The 15,606-nt window shown below is 42.0% G+C and carries 16 protein-coding genes, 1 tRNA gene, 1 rRNA gene, 1 other RNA gene and 1 other annotated feature; of the genes, 14 read left to right on the plus strand and 5 right to left on the minus strand.

Translation table 11 applies throughout. The annotated features are described in order from the left end of the window. Window positions 1-88, plus strand: a 5S ribosomal RNA gene (gene rrf, locus UJ203_RS20605); the annotation flags it as partial. A gap of 37 nt (window positions 89-125) precedes the next feature. On the opposite strand, the gene UJ203_RS20610 is transcribed toward rrf, so the two are convergent. After that, on the minus strand, window positions 126-1,076 hold the full coding sequence (locus UJ203_RS20610; RefSeq protein WP_322013638.1) for a YaaC family protein: 951 nt from the start codon (window positions 1,074-1,076) through the stop codon (window positions 126-128). 120 nt (window positions 1,077-1,196) lie between these two features. Between UJ203_RS20610 and guaB the strand changes: the two genes are divergently transcribed. From guaB to UJ203_RS20640, 6 genes are all read left to right on the plus strand, one after another. Next, the gene (guaB, locus tag UJ203_RS20615) at window positions 1,197-2,663 is read left to right on the plus strand and encodes an IMP dehydrogenase (RefSeq protein ID WP_024123587.1); all 1,467 of its coding nucleotides are present in this window, start codon (window positions 1,197-1,199) and stop codon (window positions 2,661-2,663) included. 154 nt (window positions 2,664-2,817) lie between these two features. Continuing rightward, the gene (gene dacA / locus UJ203_RS20620) at window positions 2,818-4,149 is read left to right on the plus strand and encodes a D-alanyl-D-alanine carboxypeptidase (protein ID WP_024123588.1); all 1,332 of its coding nucleotides are present in this window, start codon (window positions 2,818-2,820) and stop codon (window positions 4,147-4,149) included. A 195-nt stretch (window positions 4,150-4,344) separates the two neighbouring features. Continuing rightward, window positions 4,345-5,229 carry a pyridoxal 5'-phosphate synthase lyase subunit PdxS gene (gene pdxS / locus UJ203_RS20625; RefSeq protein WP_024123589.1) on the plus strand — a complete coding sequence of 295 codons (885 nt, stop codon included), beginning with the start codon at window positions 4,345-4,347 and terminating at the stop codon, window positions 5,227-5,229. Between the two features lie 20 nt (window positions 5,230-5,249). Next, window positions 5,250-5,840 (plus strand): pyridoxal 5'-phosphate synthase glutaminase subunit PdxT, encoded by a 591-nt coding sequence (pdxT, locus tag UJ203_RS20630; protein ID WP_322013623.1) that lies wholly within the window; start codon window positions 5,250-5,252, stop codon window positions 5,838-5,840. Window positions 5,841-5,892: 52 nt separating this feature from the next. After that, window positions 5,893-6,105: a binding site (T-box leader), on the plus strand. A gap of 66 nt (window positions 6,106-6,171) precedes the next feature. After that, window positions 6,172-7,449, plus strand: a complete 1,278-nt coding sequence (gene serS, locus UJ203_RS20635) for a serine--tRNA ligase (protein ID WP_105955737.1) — start codon at window positions 6,172-6,174, stop codon at window positions 7,447-7,449. Window positions 7,450-7,581: 132 nt separating this feature from the next. Then, window positions 7,582-7,674, plus strand: a tRNA-Ser gene (locus UJ203_RS20640). Window positions 7,675-7,788: 114 nt separating this feature from the next. Here the strand turns inward: UJ203_RS20640 and dck are convergent. The 4 genes from dck to UJ203_RS20660 form a co-directional block, all read right to left on the minus strand. Further along, window positions 7,789-8,442, minus strand: coding sequence for a deoxyadenosine/deoxycytidine kinase (gene dck / locus UJ203_RS20645; RefSeq protein ID WP_168746738.1), 654 nt, complete (start codon window positions 8,440-8,442; stop codon window positions 7,789-7,791). After that, window positions 8,439-9,062 (minus strand): deoxyguanosine kinase, encoded by a 624-nt coding sequence (gene dgk / locus UJ203_RS20650; RefSeq protein ID WP_322013626.1) that lies wholly within the window; start codon window positions 9,060-9,062, stop codon window positions 8,439-8,441. The genes dck and dgk overlap by 4 nt, the downstream gene beginning before the upstream one ends. A 98-nt stretch (window positions 9,063-9,160) precedes the next feature. After that, window positions 9,161-10,444: a glycoside hydrolase family 18 protein gene (locus tag UJ203_RS20655; RefSeq protein WP_322013628.1), complete on the minus strand. Its 1,284-nt coding sequence runs from the start codon at window positions 10,442-10,444 to the stop codon at window positions 9,161-9,163. A gap of 62 nt (window positions 10,445-10,506) precedes the next feature. Beyond that, a complete protein-coding gene (locus tag UJ203_RS20660) occupies window positions 10,507-11,058 on the minus strand; it encodes an isochorismatase family cysteine hydrolase (protein WP_010332741.1) in 552 nt (183 codons plus the stop codon). 83 nt (window positions 11,059-11,141) lie between these two features. Here UJ203_RS20660 and tadA point away from each other — a divergent pair, with 83 nt between their 5' ends. The 7 genes from tadA (at window position 11,142) to UJ203_RS20695 (ending at window position 15,328) form a co-directional block, all read left to right on the plus strand. After that, window positions 11,142-11,627, plus strand: a complete 486-nt coding sequence (gene tadA, locus UJ203_RS20665; protein WP_024123596.1) for a tRNA adenosine(34) deaminase TadA — start codon at window positions 11,142-11,144, stop codon at window positions 11,625-11,627. Window positions 11,628-11,709: 82 nt separating this feature from the next. Continuing rightward, window positions 11,710-11,974: signal recognition particle sRNA large type (gene ffs / locus UJ203_RS20670), an RNA gene on the plus strand. A gap of 128 nt (window positions 11,975-12,102) precedes the next feature. Continuing rightward, window positions 12,103-13,797, plus strand: coding sequence for a DNA polymerase III subunit gamma/tau (gene dnaX / locus UJ203_RS20675; protein WP_322013631.1), 1,695 nt, complete (start codon window positions 12,103-12,105; stop codon window positions 13,795-13,797). A 23-nt stretch (window positions 13,798-13,820) separates the two neighbouring features. Continuing rightward, a complete protein-coding gene (locus tag UJ203_RS20680) occupies window positions 13,821-14,144 on the plus strand; it encodes a YbaB/EbfC family nucleoid-associated protein (RefSeq protein ID WP_014112282.1) in 324 nt (107 codons plus the stop codon). 14 nt (window positions 14,145-14,158) lie between these two features. Then, window positions 14,159-14,755 (plus strand): recombination protein RecR, encoded by a 597-nt coding sequence (recR, locus tag UJ203_RS20685; RefSeq protein ID WP_024123598.1) that lies wholly within the window; start codon window positions 14,159-14,161, stop codon window positions 14,753-14,755. Window positions 14,756-14,773: 18 nt separating this feature from the next. Further along, on the plus strand, window positions 14,774-14,998 hold the full coding sequence (locus tag UJ203_RS20690) for a YaaL family protein (protein WP_024123599.1): 225 nt from the start codon (window positions 14,774-14,776) through the stop codon (window positions 14,996-14,998). 66 nt (window positions 14,999-15,064) lie between these two features. Continuing rightward, window positions 15,065-15,328, plus strand: coding sequence for a pro-sigmaK processing inhibitor BofA family protein (locus tag UJ203_RS20695; protein WP_322013636.1), 264 nt, complete (start codon window positions 15,065-15,067; stop codon window positions 15,326-15,328). Window positions 15,329-15,606 lie beyond the last annotated feature (278 nt).

Raw genomic sequence — 15,606 nt, forward strand, 5'->3', positions numbered from 1 at the left:
CCGTTCCCATGCCGAACACGGAAGTTAAGCTCTTCAGCGCCGATGGTAGTCGGGGGTTTCCCCCTGTGAGAGTAGGACGCCGCCAAGCAAGGGTAAAACCCAGCTCATTGAGCTGGGTTTTTTGTTTATATATATTGTTGCAGGAATTTCAAAACGTATTTAGGAAATTTGTTTTCCGTTACCATTAAAAACTGCTGAATTAACACGTAATCATCACTGACATGCTGCGTTAACAGCTCATACCACCATTCTGTCTCATACCTCGCAATCATTCCTATGTTGTACAAAATTAAATAATGGATTGTTATTTCCGGAAGTTTAAGAAACTGATCTCGTTTAGAAGGAATATAATATTGCCTTTTGTCCATATCAAATAATAAGCTGATTGACGTCCATGGGTTTATGTCTTGCCGCGAAAGGTGGAACAGCAGGTCATCTTTATCTTTTTTCAAAAAGGTCCATTTAAAATGGTGAGACATATATTCAACAAATCGTGAATCGGACATCTTATAATGAATGACGATATCCTCTGGTATAGAAACCATGTCTTTTTCCTTCTCAACCTTTGTAATAAAGCATTCCTTTTTCTGAAATTGAAAAAGATCACTTAATTCTGGTATAGCGGCTAATAACTTTTTCATAGTATACCGTTCATCTTCTATACCTGATTGACCAAATAAGTGTTTCATGAAGTGCATACATAAACCGTTGCGTTGTATTTTCACTTCATCATCGCTAAAACAATAATTTTGCTTCTTTCTTTTACGTGCTGTGACGCCATGTGCGAGAACGGATGTATGGCTTGGGTAGTGAGGATCCTGTGTGATGAGACATGCTTTGATCAGCTGTGACATCCCGTAGAATAAAAGAATCGGTTTGATTTCTAAAGGCGAGCAAGAGGCTTGCTTATAAAATGATTCAGCATGCTTCAAGAAGAAAATAAACCGCTCGCTGTTTTTAAAAGAGTTCTGTTTCGCCTCATCTGCACCATTTAAGACATAGACTTTTTCTAGAAATTTCTGGGTTGATTCTACGGAGTAAAATAGCGCTAAGTCTTTCCAATCATGATATGTCATATGTATTTCTAATTCCTTTCCGTTATCTAAATATTTCAACTCTTTTTCGGTTCCTTGACATGCTCTTGGCTTGTTGATAATCTACATATAATATTTTGCCGAAAAGAGGGGGATTTACTAATGTGGGAAAGTAAATTTTCAAAAGAAGGCTTAACGTTCGATGATGTGCTGCTTGTACCAGCTAAGTCAGAGGTACTTCCGCGTGATGTGGATTTATCTGTTGAACTTACAAAGACGTTAAAGCTGAATATTCCTGTCATCAGCGCAGGTATGGACACTGTAACAGAATCAGCAATGGCAATTGCAATGGCTAGACAGGGCGGCTTGGGCATCATTCATAAAAATATGTCGATCGAGCAGCAGGCTGAACAAGTTGATAAAGTAAAACGCTCTGAACGAGGCGTTATTACAAATCCCTTCTTTTTAACTCCTGATCACCAAGTTTTTGATGCGGAGCATTTGATGGGGAAATACAGAATTTCCGGTGTTCCGATTGTAGATAACAAAGAAGACCAAAAGCTTGTCGGTATTATCACTAACCGCGACCTTCGTTTTATTTCTGATTACTCAATGAAAATCAGTGATGTCATGACAAAGGAAGAACTTGTCACTGCACCGGTTGGAACGACTTTAGACGAAGCTGAAAAGATTTTGCAGAAACATAAAATTGAAAAGCTTCCACTCGTTGATGATCAAAATAAATTAAAAGGTCTTATCACGATTAAAGACATTGAAAAGGTCATCGAGTTCCCTAACTCTTCTAAAGACATTCACGGCCGTTTGATCGTTGGTGCGGCAGTTGGCGTAACTGGCGACACGATGACACGCGTGAAAAAGCTCGTAGAAGCCAATGTGGATGTCATTGTTATCGATACAGCACACGGGCATTCTCAAGGCGTGTTAAACACAGTGACAAAGATCCGTGAAACGTATCCTGAATTAAATATTATCGCTGGAAACGTAGCAACAGCTGAAGCGACAAAAGCACTCTTCGAAGCTGGTGCTGATGTTGTCAAAGTAGGAATCGGACCTGGTTCAATTTGTACTACTCGTGTGGTAGCAGGTGTTGGTGTACCTCAAATCACAGCGATTTATGACTGTGCGACTGAAGCAAGAAAACATGGCAAAACAATTATCGCAGACGGCGGAATTAAATTCTCTGGCGATATTGCAAAAGCATTGGCAGCCGGCGGACATGCTGTTATGCTTGGAAGCTTGCTGGCAGGTACGTCAGAAAGCCCTGGTGAAACTGAAATCTACCAAGGCAGAAGATTCAAAGTATACCGCGGTATGGGATCTGTGGCTGCAATGGAAAAAGGAAGTAAAGACCGTTACTTCCAAGAAGAAAATAAAAAATTCGTTCCAGAAGGCATTGAAGGACGCACACCTTACAAGGGGCCGGTTGAAGAAACAGTTTATCAGCTAGTCGGCGGTCTTCGTTCTGGTATGGGATATTGCGGATCTAAAGATCTTCGCGCTTTAAGAGAAGAAGCTCAGTTCATTCGTATGACTGGTGCAGGCCTTCGTGAAAGCCATCCGCATGATGTACAGATTACAAAAGAATCACCGAACTATACAATTTCATAAATAAATTGTTACAAATTAAAAACATTTGACAGGGTCTCTGACTCTGTCTATTTTTTTTATACCGATTATGATAAAATTTATACTGTTGTGCATTGAAAATGTCCTTAACGGCTTAATTATAGATGAAGAAAAATGAAATACGGAGGTCGTACGATTGAACATCAAGAAATGTAAACAGCTATTGATGTCATTGGTTGTTTTAACCCTGGCCGTAACTTGCCTGACTCCAATGTCAAAAGCAAAGGCTGCCAGCGATCCAATTGATATCAACGCATCAGCTGCTATTATGATCGAAGCTTCTTCAGGTAAAATTCTTTACAGCAAAAATGCAGAGAAAAGACTGCCAATTGCAAGTATGACAAAGATGATGACAGAGTATCTGTTATTAGAAGCAATTGATGAAGGCAAAGTAAAATGGGATCAGACCTATACGCCTGATGACTATGTGTATGAGATTTCCCAAGATAACAGTTTATCAAACGTTCCTCTTCGAAAAGACGGAAAATACACAGTAAAAGAACTTTATCAAGCGACAGCAATCTATTCTGCAAATGCGGCTGCGATTGCCATTGCAGAAGTTATTGCAGGCTCTGAAACAAAGTTCGTTGAAAAAATGAATGCAAAAGCAAAAGAACTGGGATTAACAAATTACAAATTTGTTAATGCAACAGGTCTTGAAAACAAAGATCTTCACGGCAAGCAGCCTGAAGGGACAAGCGTAGATGAAGAAAGTGAAGTTTCTGCTAAGGATATGGCTATTCTTGCAGATCACCTGATTACTGACTACCCTGAGATTTTAGAAACTTCCAGCATCTCAAAAATGAAGTTCAGAAAAGGCACAGATGATGAAATGGACATGCCAAACTGGAACTTTATGCTGAAGGGTCTTGTCAGCGAGTACAAAGGTGCAACTGTAGATGGGCTGAAAACAGGTTCTACTGACTCTGCGGGTTCATGTTTCACAGGAACTGCTGAAAGAAACGGAATGCGTGTCATCACTGTGGTGTTAAACGCAAAAGGCAACATTCACACTGGCCGTTTCGATGAAACGAAAAAAATGTTTGATTATGCTTTCAACAATTTCTCTATGAAAGAAATTTATGCTGAAGGCGACCAGGTAAAAGGCCATAAAACCATTTCTGTAGATAAAGGTAAAGAGAAAGAAGTAGGCATTGTCACAAGCAAGGCATTTTCTCTTCCTGTCAAAAATGGTGAAGAAAAGAATTACAAAGCAAAAGTCACTTTAAACAAAGACACTTTGACTGCCCCTGTGAAAAAAGGGACGAAGGTTGGGAAACTGACTGCGGAATATACAGGTGATGAAAAGGACTATGGATTCCTTAACAGCAGCCTGGCAGGTGTAGACCTTGTGACGAAAGAAAATGTAGATAAAGCAAACTGGTTTGTTTTAACAATGCGTAGCATCGGCGGATTTTTCGCTGGTATCTGGGGAAGCATTGTTGATACAGTAACTGGCTGGTTTTAATGAATTGAAAGAGCTCTGATTGATGTTAGGGCTCTTTCGCTTAATATACTGAAAAAACCCAATTTTTAATAAAAAATGATTTTCAAAGCCCTAAAAACCGAATAAAATAAGATATATCCATATGAATTATTGGATTTCTAGGATACAATAAGAAATAGAAATCATATACTATACCTTGATTAGGGGGACCAAGAAATGGCTCAAACAGGTACTGAACGTGTAAAACGCGGAATGGCAGAAATGCAAAAAGGCGGCGTCATCATGGACGTCATCAATGCGGAACAAGCGAAAATTGCTGAAGAGGCTGGAGCTGTCGCTGTAATGGCGCTAGAACGTGTACCAGCTGATATTCGTGCGGCTGGAGGAGTTGCCCGTATGGCAGACCCTACAATCGTGGAAGAAGTAATGAATGCTGTATCCATCCCTGTAATGGCAAAAGCGCGTATCGGACATATTGTTGAAGCGCGTGTGCTTGAAGCTATGGGTGTTGACTATATTGATGAAAGTGAAGTTCTGACTCCGGCTGACGAAGAATTTCATTTGAATAAAAATGAATATACAGTTCCTTTCGTTTGCGGCTGCCGTGACCTCGGCGAAGCAACACGCCGTATTGCTGAAGGCGCTTCTATGCTTCGTACAAAAGGTGAGCCTGGAACTGGTAATATCGTCGAAGCTGTTCGCCATATGCGCAAGGTAAACGCTCAAGTGCGCAAAGTAGTTGCAATGAGCGATGATGAGCTGATGACGGAAGCGAAAAATTTGGGAGCGCCTTATGAGCTGCTTCAACAAATTAAAAGAGACGGTAAACTTCCTGTCGTTAACTTTGCGGCTGGCGGCGTAGCGACTCCTGCTGATGCGGCACTTATGATGCAGCTTGGCGCTGACGGTGTATTTGTTGGTTCTGGTATCTTCAAATCAGACAATCCTGCAAAATTCGCAAAAGCAATTGTAGAAGCGACAACTCACTTCACTGATTATAAATTGATTGCAGAGCTTTCAAAAGAGCTTGGAACTGCAATGAAAGGGATCGAAATCTCAAATTTACTTCCAGAACAGCGTATGCAAGAACGCGGCTGGTAAGAATATAGGAGAGCTGCGACATGTTAACAATAGGTGTACTAGGACTTCAAGGAGCAGTAAGAGAGCATATTCATGCAATTGAAGCATGCGGTGCAGCTGGACTTGTTATTAAACGCCCAGAGCAGCTAAACGAAATCGATGGTTTAATTTTGCCGGGCGGAGAAAGCACGACAATGCGCCGTTTAATTGATACGTATCAATTCATGGAGCCATTGCGTGAGTTTGCTGCTCAGGGAAAACCGATGTTTGGGACATGTGCCGGTTTAATTATTTTAGCAAAGGAAATTGCCGGTTCAAATAACGCTCATTTAGGTTTGCTGAATGTAGTTGTTGAACGGAATTCGTTTGGCCGGCAGGTTGACAGCTTTGAAGCTGATTTAACAATTAAAGGGCTGGACGAACCCTTCACTGGTGTATTCATCCGTGCGCCGCATATCTTGGAAGCCGGTGAAAATGTTGAAGTGCTTTCTGAGCATAACGAACGCATTGTTGCGGCTAAACAGGGTAATTTCTTGGGCTGTTCGTTCCATCCGGAGCTGACAGAGGATCATCGAGTGACAAAGCTTTTCGTTCAAATGGTCGAGGAATACAAGCAGAAAGCCCTTGTATAAAACAGTTGAAAGCTGTGGAAACTTATAGTACATTATAAACACAAATAAAGATCGAAAAGCGTTGATAGGAACTAGTAGGAAGCCTCTCTTTCTAAGAGAGCCGATGGTTGGTGCGAATCGGTGAAAGATGCTGTCTGAATCCATCCTTGAGCGAAATGCTGAATGAAGTAGGCATTTACGGGATAACCGTTATGTGTGAAAGCGGAAAACAGGTCTATGGCTTGTTTTCAATCAGGGTGGCAACGCGAGAGCTCTCGTCCCTTTCATGGGGATGAGGGCTCTTTTTATTTTCGATAATTCAATGAATTTAATGAAAAAAGGAGTGTTTCGCATGCTTGATACGAAAATGCTGAGAGCAAATTTTCAAGAAATTAAAGCAAAGCTTGTACACAAAGGCGAAGACTTAACAGATTTTGATAAGTTCGAGGAGCTTGATGATAAAAGAAGAGAGCTTATCGGAAAAGTAGAAGAGCTAAAGGGAAAACGGAATGAAGTATCCCAGCAGGTAGCCGCTTTGAAACGCGAGAAAAAAGACGCGGATCACATCATTAAAGAAATGCGTGAAGTCGGCGAGGAAATTAAAAAACTTGATGAAGAATTAAGAACAGTAGAATCTGCGCTTGAGACCATTCTTCTTTCAATCCCGAATATTCCGCATGAATCAGTGCCAGTCGGTGAAACGGAAGATGATAACGTAGAAATCCGGAAATGGGGCGAAACACCTTCATTTGCACATGAGCCAAAACCGCATTGGGATATTGCTGATGAGCTCGGCATTCTTGATTTTGAACGTGCTGCGAAGGTAACAGGAAGCCGCTTCGTGTTTTATAAAGGCTTAGGTGCTCGTTTGGAGCGTGCGCTTTATAACTTTATGCTTGACCTTCATGTGGATGAGTATAACTATACTGAGGTCATCCCGCCTTATATGGTAAATCGCGCAAGCATGACGGGAACAGGACAGCTTCCAAAGTTCGAAGAGGATGCGTTTAAAATCAGAGAAGAGGATTACTTCTTGATTCCGACTGCTGAAGTGCCGATCACAAATATGCATCGGGATGAAATTCTGTCAGGTGACAGCCTTCCGATGAATTATGCGGCATTCAGTGCCTGCTTCCGTTCAGAAGCTGGTTCAGCAGGGCGCGATACACGCGGATTAATCCGTCAGCACCAGTTTAATAAAGTGGAGCTTGTGAAGTTTGTAAAGCCGGAAGATTCTTATGATGAGTTAGAAAAACTAACAAACCAGGCTGAGCGTGTGCTCCAGCTGTTGGAACTTCCATACCGTGTAATGAGCATGTGTACGGGAGATTTAGGATTTACGGCTGCGAAAAAATACGATATAGAAGTTTGGATTCCGAGCCAAGACACATATCGTGAAATTTCTTCTTGCAGCAACTTCGAAGCGTTCCAAGCCAGACGTGCGAACATTCGTTTCAGACGTGAAGCGAAAGGCAAACCAGAGCATGTACACACATTGAACGGCTCAGGTCTGGCAGTCGGAAGAACAGTTGCCGCTATTTTAGAAAATTATCAGCAGGAAGACGGAAGCGTCATTATACCAAAAGTGCTTCGTCCTTATATGGGAAATAGAGAAGTCATCAAAGCGTAATGCGGAGAAGGTGTGCCTGATAAGGCACGCCTTTTCGCTATTTGAATTAAACATTTTCATGAAAACAAAAAAAGTTTTTAAAAATGCTTGACCATCATAAAACATTCATGATATAGTAAGTCTTGTCGATACGGAGGAATACCCAAGTCCGGCTGAAGGGATCGGTCTTGAAAACCGACAGGGGTGTCAAAGCCCGCGGGGGTTCGAATCCCTCTTCCTCCGCCATATTGATTTTAATTCTAATGAAACTCAAGCATATATTGGAGATTGTTTTGTCCGTTGCATCGTTCGCAACGGATTTTTTCATATCATAAAAAAGTGAATCTCAGGTCATGAGATTCACTTTTTTTTCGTTTCATGAATGACAGTTGCGATTTGATCAACAATATTCTCGATAGAACTTTCATCATTCTTCAAGTCATAATCTTCAATACGGATTTTTAGGACAGGGCAGGCGTTAAAACCGCTGATCCAGTTTTCGTAACGCGTGTGCATTTCTTCCCAATAAGACCGGTCTGTTTGAAGCTCCATTTCACGTCCTCGTTCTTCAATCCGGGTTAATATGTTTTCCAGATCGCCTTCTAAATAGATCAGCACATCAGGATGCGGGAAATACGGTGTCATGACCATTGCTTCAAACAGGCTTGTATAGGTTTTATAATCAATCTTTGACATCGTCCCTTTGTCAGCGTGCATTTTTGCAAAAATTCCAGTATCCTCATAAATAGAACGATCTTGTACAAACCCTCCGCCGGCTTCAAAAATATTTTTCTGTTCTTTGAATCGTTCAGCTAAGAAGTAGATTTGCAGATGGAAGCTCCAGCGTTCAAAATCATGATAGAATTTTTCTAAGTATGGGTTATGATCGACTTCCTCAAGAGAGGTTTTAAAGCCAAGCCGTTTAGCCAATGCTCTTGTTAAAGTAGATTTTCCGACACCTACTGTTCCTGCTACTGTAATGATTGAATTCTTAGGGATATGATGTTCCTTCATTTTATAAGCTCCTTTACATGGGCGGCAATACGTTCAAAATCGCTCTTATTCAAAACGAAATCCTCTGAATCGCCATCTATTGTTAACACCGTAAGATCAGGATCTGCTTCCTGCAGCTGCTTGATGGCGATGTCATAATCTGCGATCAGCTGCTCCAAATAGCTTGTTTCAATTTTTTTCTCAAAGGGACGCCCGCGTTTTTCAATGCGGTGTAACAATGTGGGCAGACTTGCCTTTATGTAAATGATGAAATTTGGCTTTGGAAGATCGTCGGTAAGAAGATGATAAATCTTTCTGTATTTGTTGAGCTGCTGTTCTGACAGCGTTCGTTCCGCAAAAATCACATTTTTATAAATGTGGTAATCAGCTATCACAGGCTGTCCTTCACTTAAAAAGTGATGGCTGGTATCCTCAAGCTGTTTGTACCTGTGACAAAGAAAAAACATCTCAAGCTGGAAGCTCCATTCCTCTATGTTGTCATAAAACTTATCAAGGTATGGGTTATCCTCAACAATCTCACTGATCATAGGGAATCCAAGCTCTTGTGAAAGCATCGTCGCGAGCGTTGTTTTTCCTGCCCCGATAGGACCTTCGACTGCGATAAAAGGGGCTGTATTCATTGGAATCCTCCTTATTTCTAAAAAACGTCCGTCAATTGCTGACCTTCATATTGTATCACAACCCTTGGATTCCCCTATGAAAAAAAGACGTTTCCAAATTAACGGAACGTCTTTTTGATAACTTGAAATTGATCAGAAAGCAGCAGCCAGTTTTGAGGAAAGGAAAGTCCCAGCTTCCAGTAGCTGATCCCTCTTAAATTAAGCTCTTTAATCAGATTGAATTTTGCCTGAATCGAACGGGCGTCTTCAAACCACACCTCGTGCCTTTTGTTTTCTGCATCAGTATAGCGGAAGAAAGGGGCTTGAGCGGTTTGGTCATACTGGATGTCGGCATTGTTTTGATCAGCTATGACAATGGCTTGCTGAGGGCTAATTGCTCTTGCCGGAGTTCCGCCAGCTGTAAATGGCAGCGTCCAGTCATACCCATATAAATTCTGGCCCATGACAATTTTATTCGCAGGCATTTCTGTCAAAGCATATTCGATGACGTCCCGAACAGGGCCAATTGGAGAAACAGCTTGAGGAGGTCCGCCGCTGTAGCCCCATTCATAAGTCATGAGAACAACGAAGTCGACAATTTGACCGTGTGCTCTGTAATCATGGGCTTCGTACCATCTGCCCTGCTGTGTTGCGCTTGTTTTAGGGGCAAGCGCCGTAGAAATTTCTAAGTCTTCTTGATGGAAAAGATCCCTTGCTTCGCGGAGAAATTGATTATATGCCTCCCTATCCTGGGGCCGTAAGTATTCAAAGTCAAAATGAATAGCACGGAAGCCATATCTTCTGGCGTTCTCGACTATTTCATTCAAAAGTCTTCTTTTCACAGTATCGTCGTTCAAAAGGATCCGGCCGAGCTCATCGCTGAATGCCTGGTTTTCTAGGTTCGTTATAATCATCATCAGTGTCGTGCCTTGATTCTCTGCAATGCTTCTTAAATTCGTTAAAGGCGGTGCGACTAAGGTTCCATCACGCTGTGCCTGGAAACTGAATGCGCCAAGGTACGTTAAGTATGGCGATGCTTCTCTGGCCGCCTGCTGGAGATTTTCGCTGACTTGATTTCCGCGGGGCTCCAAATAAGCGCTTGATTCGATGTCTCTTTTTGGAACTGGAGGAATGTATAAACGGAAACCAATCTGTAGCACGGTATTTAACTGGATGCGGTTCACCCTGGCAAGCTCAGCTGCTGTTGTATTAAATTGCTGTGCGATGGATGTCAGGGTATCACCTTGTTGAACATCATAAAACTGGCCAGCTATTGGAATGACAATGGTTTGTCCGACAACAAGGCTATCGGGATTCGGTATTTCATTCGTTTCTGTGATTTCGTTTGCAGTTGTTCTGTATTGTGAAGCGATAGCAGAAAGAGTGTCGCCTTGTTTCACCACATAAATTTGAATGAAAAACGCCTCCTTTCATATCGCTACAATGTATGAAAGGAAAGCGCTAATCATGTTTGTTTTTCTGTAATTTGTTCTTCCGTTGTAATTTCTGCGAAAAGAACATTTTCCATCATGGTTAGAGCGAATTCATTGTCCTTATCGCTGTTAGAAGCAATGCAGTCCTTAGGTATTGTAATGCTGTATTCTCTCATGTAAGCATCATTAGCAGTAAACAGCACGCATATATTTCCCGCTATCCCTGTCAAGACAATGCGTTTCACCTGTAATTCAGTCAGGAGGGTATGGAGAGCTGTTTCATAAAAAGCGGAGTGTTTCGGCTTGATTAAAAAATAGTCGGCATCCTCGGGCGATATCTTTTCGATAATGGCCTTGCTTTTCTCGTTTTCACATTCTTGCTGGATATTTTGGATATCCGCTTGCCAAAGCCCGTAATGATCATTAATGTATATAATCGGCCAGTCGTTTTGTCTTGCGTGCTTTTTTAATGATAAAATGTGAGGAACGATTTTTTCTGTTTTGTTGGCGAGACTTTCTCCCATATCAAATTCAAAATTATTGATCATGTCTACAATGAGAAGAGCTGTGTCTGCTTTAGACATCGACAGTCTCCTTTCTGTTTAAGTTATAGTTAATATGTAGCCTATTTAGGTAAGGAAAAAACTTTGAAAAGAGAGCTAATCTGATGAATCAAGATGAACTTTATATGAAAGAAGCAATAAAAGAAGCGAAAAAAGCTGAAGCGAAAGGCGAGGTGCCGATCGGGGCCGTGCTTGTTGTGAATGATAAAATCGTGGCGCGCGCGCACAATTTAAGAGAAACAGAGCAGCGGTCAATCGCTCATGCGGAAATGCTTGTGATTGATGAAGCGTGCAAATCACTTGGAACATGGAGGCTGGAAGGCGCAACACTTTACGTTACCCTTGAGCCTTGTCCGATGTGTGCCGGAGCTGTCGTGCTTTCACGCGTGGAGAAAGTGGTATTTGGCGCATTTGATCCAAAAGGAGGCTGTTCAGGCACGTTAATGAACCTTCTTCAGGAAGAACGCTTTAATCATCAGGCTGAAGTGGTGAGCGGTGTGCTAGAGGAAGAATGCGGAGGAATGCTCAGTGCGTTTTTCAGAGATCTGAGAAAAAAGAAGAAAGCTTCTAGGAAAAACTTGTCTGAGTAGTAAGGTTGCAATTTTCAGGGGGAAACGATATACTTATGTGTGCATCGTCATAGATGCGACATAAAATTTGATATTTATTTTGCCGTGCTAAGCGGGGAGGTAGCGGTGCCCTGTACCCGCAATCCGCTCTAGCGGGGCCGAATCCCTTCTCGAGGTTCGTTTACTTTAAGGTCTGCCTTAAGTAAGTGGTGTTGACGTTTGGGTCCTGCGCAATGGGAATTCATGAACCATGTCAGGTCCGGAAGGAAGCAGCATTAAGTGAAACCTCTCATGTGCCGCAGGGTTGCCTGGGCCGAGCTAACTGCTTAAGTAACGCTTAGGGTAGCGAATCGACAGAAGGTGCACGGTAAATCAATCATCAAATTTTCAAACTCACCTAATATTAGGTGAGTTTTTTGTTATGTAAAAGAGCTTTTGGAATCGATACACGGTTCATGTATAATGGGAATGATGAATAACGGAGGAGGGCGCACCCGTGAGTTACCAAGCTTTATATCGAGTATTCAGGCCTCAGCGCTTTGAAGATGTGGTCGGACAAGAGCACATTACAAAAACGCTTCAAAATGCCCTTTTGCAAAAGAAATTTTCTCATGCTTATCTGTTTTCCGGGCCAAGGGGTACGGGAAAAACCAGTGCGGCCAAAATATTTGCCAAAGCTGTCAACTGTGAACACGCTCCTGTTGATGAGCCATGTAACGAATGTGCAGCCTGTAAAGGGATAACAAACGGGTCCATATCCGATGTCATAGAAATTGACGCCGCTTCTAACAACGGTGTTGATGAAATTCGTGACATCCGCGACAAAGTGAAGTTTGCCCCATCGGCCGTCACATATAAGGTATATATCATAGATGAGGTGCATATGCTTTCTATCGGCGCCTTTAATGCGTTATTAAAAACATTAGAAGAGCCGCCTGAGCATTGTATTTTCATTTTAGCAACAACAGAACCGCACAAAATTCCTTTAACCATTATCTCCAGATGTCAGCGTTTTGACTTCAAGCGAATTACATCCCAAGCGATTGTCGGACGTATGAACAAAATAGTTGAAGCTGAAGAGCTGCAGGTTGAAGAAGGGGCGCTCGACATTATTGCGAGTGCTGCAGATGGCGGTATGAGGGATGCTTTGAGCCTTCTTGATCAGGCAGTCTCATTCAGCGGCGACGCGCTAAAAGTTGATGATGCGCTTCTGATTACCGGAGCAGTTTCTCAATTATATATAGGTAAGCTTGCGCAATCTCTGCATGAAAAACATGTTTCTGAAGCTTTGGAAACATTGAATGAGCTGCTTCAGCAAGGGAAAGACCCGGCGAAGCTGATAGAGGATATGATTTTCTATTTCAGGGACATGCTGCTGTTCAAAACAGCTCCTGGCTTAGAGGGTGTACTGGAAAAAGTAAAAGTCGATGAAACGTTCCGTGAATTGAGTGAACAAATTCCGACCCAGGCGATATATGAAATGATTGATATCCTGAACAAGAGCCACCAGGAAATGAAATGGACGAACCATCCCCGTATCTTCTTTGAAGTGGCTGTGGTGAAGATTTGCCAAACGTCTCATCAACCAGCTGCTGCAGACCTGCCTGAAGTTGATATGCTGATGAAAAAGATCCAGCAGCTTGAGCAAGAAGTAGAACGGCTCAAAACAACCGGCGTAAAAGCAGCGGCGGAAAGTCCGAAAAAAGAGACGCCGCGTGCGCCAAAAGGCGGGAAATCCAATTACAAAGCGCCGGTAGGCAGAATTCATGAAATTTTGAAGGAAGCAACGAGAACGGACCTTGATCAGCTCAGAAGCAGCTGGGGCAAGCTTCTGGCTCACCTGAAACAGCAAAACAAAGTATCGCATGCTGCACTGCTGAATGACAGTGAACCTGTGGCTGCAGCTTCTTCGGCATTTGTACTGAAATTCAAATATGAAATACATTGTAAAATGGTCGCCGAGGATAACAACGGTGTCCGGACTAATCTTGAACAGATTTTAGAATCTATGCTCGGAAAAAGAATGGATTTGATTGGTGTTCCAGAAGCACAATGGGGTAAAATAAGAGAAGAATTTTTAGTAGATCATCAGCAGGAAAATGAAGGATCAAATGAGCCGGCTGAAGAAGACCCGCTTATTGCAGAAGCGAAAAAGCTTGTCGGAGCGGATTTAATTGAAATAAAAGACTAACAAAATGAAAGAGAGTGGATAATATGCGTGGCGGAATGGGAAATATGCAAAAAATGATGAAACAAATGCAAAAGATGCAAAAGGATATGGCAAAGGCCCAAGAAGAGCTTGCAGAACAGGTAGTTGAAGGAACTGCAGGCGGCGGTATGGTAACAGTTAAAGCAAACGGCCAAAAAGAAATTCTGGATGTCATCATTAAAGAAGATGTAGTTGACCCGGAAGATATCGAAATGCTCCAGGACTTAGTGCTTGCTGCAACGAATGAAGCCTTGAAAAAAGTTGACGAGATCACAAACGAAACAATGGGTCAATTTACAAAAGGAATGAACATGCCAGGTTTGTTCTAGGGGGATAAAAGAAAATGCAATATCCTGAACCAATATCAAAGCTGATCGACAGCTTTATGAAATTGCCAGGGATCGGACCGAAAACAGCGGTCCGTCTGGCTTTTTTTGTTCTAGGTATGAAAGAAGATGTGGTATTAGATTTTGCGAAAGCGTTGGTAAATGCGAAACGCAATCTGACATATTGCTCAGTTTGCGGGCATATTACAGATCAGGACCCTTGTTATATATGTGAAGATTCACGAAGGGATAAGTCCATTATCTGTGTTGTGCAAGACCCTAAGGATGTTATTGCTATGGAGAAAATGAAAGAATACAACGGCCAGTATCATGTTCTCCACGGCGCCATTTCTCCAATGGACGGCATCGGACCAGAGGATATAAAAATACCAGAATTGTTAAAACGATTACAGGATGATCAAGTGACAGAAGTGATTCTCGCAACAAACCCTAATATAGAAGGGGAAGCAACAGCGATGTATATATCAAGGCTCTTGAAGCCATCTGGTATTAAGCTCTCCCGTATTGCCCACGGACTGCCCGTCGGCGGTGACTTGGAATATGCTGATGAGGTCACTCTTTCTAAAGCACTTGAAGGAAGACGTGAATTGTAAGGGAGGAAAAAGCGATCCATGGGTTTTCTTCGCAAGAAAACATTGAGAAGAGAGTTTGATGAAAAACTAATCGAGCAGCTTTTTAAGCAAAAGGAAGAGTGGAACAGGCAAAAGAAGCTGGTTGAAAAAAGCCTTGAACCATCAGCTGAGGTTTTATGCGAGCTGAAGGTAGCTGAAGCAAAGTATTTTTTTTACTTGAGGGAAGCGAAACAGCGGAATTTGAAAATCAGCCGGTGGAAGTAAGTGGTCTAAACTCCTGGATCTTCTCATAAGCTTGTACTAGAACAAGTGAAGGGGATGAGAAGATTCATGGAGCCTATTTTTATTATAGGGATTATTTTAGGACTAGTTGTTCTTCTATTTTTATCAGGTTCGCCTGCAAAGCCTTTAAAGTGGATTGGTATAACTGCTGTTAAATGTGTAGCGGGTGCTTTGTTGCTGGTATGTGTGAACATGTTCGGAGGCAGCCTTGGCATCCATGTGCCGATTAATATTGTCACAACAGCCATAAGCGGAATTTTGGGCATACCGGGAATAGCAGCGTTAGTAGTGATTAAGCATTTTATTGTTTAATTCATATTATATGTTGACTTTAAGACGTAAGGGTGTTATTCTAATATACGTCGCTGATGACGGATAAGCTTTTTAAAGAAATTACGAAAAAAAGTTGTTGACGGAAACAGCAGGAAATGTTATCATAATAAAGTCGCTTAAAGAGCGATTGCAAAGTTCTTTGAAAACTAAACAAGACAAAACGTACCTGTTAATTCAAGTTTTATTATAAAATCGCACAGCGATGTGCGTAGTCAGTCAAACTACTTTATCGGAGAGTTTGATCCTGGCTCAGGACG

The organism is Bacillus sp. V26, from assembly GCF_034296245.1.
In the GTDB taxonomy this organism is placed as follows: Bacteria; Bacillota; Bacilli; order Bacillales; family Bacillaceae; genus Bacillus; species Bacillus halotolerans.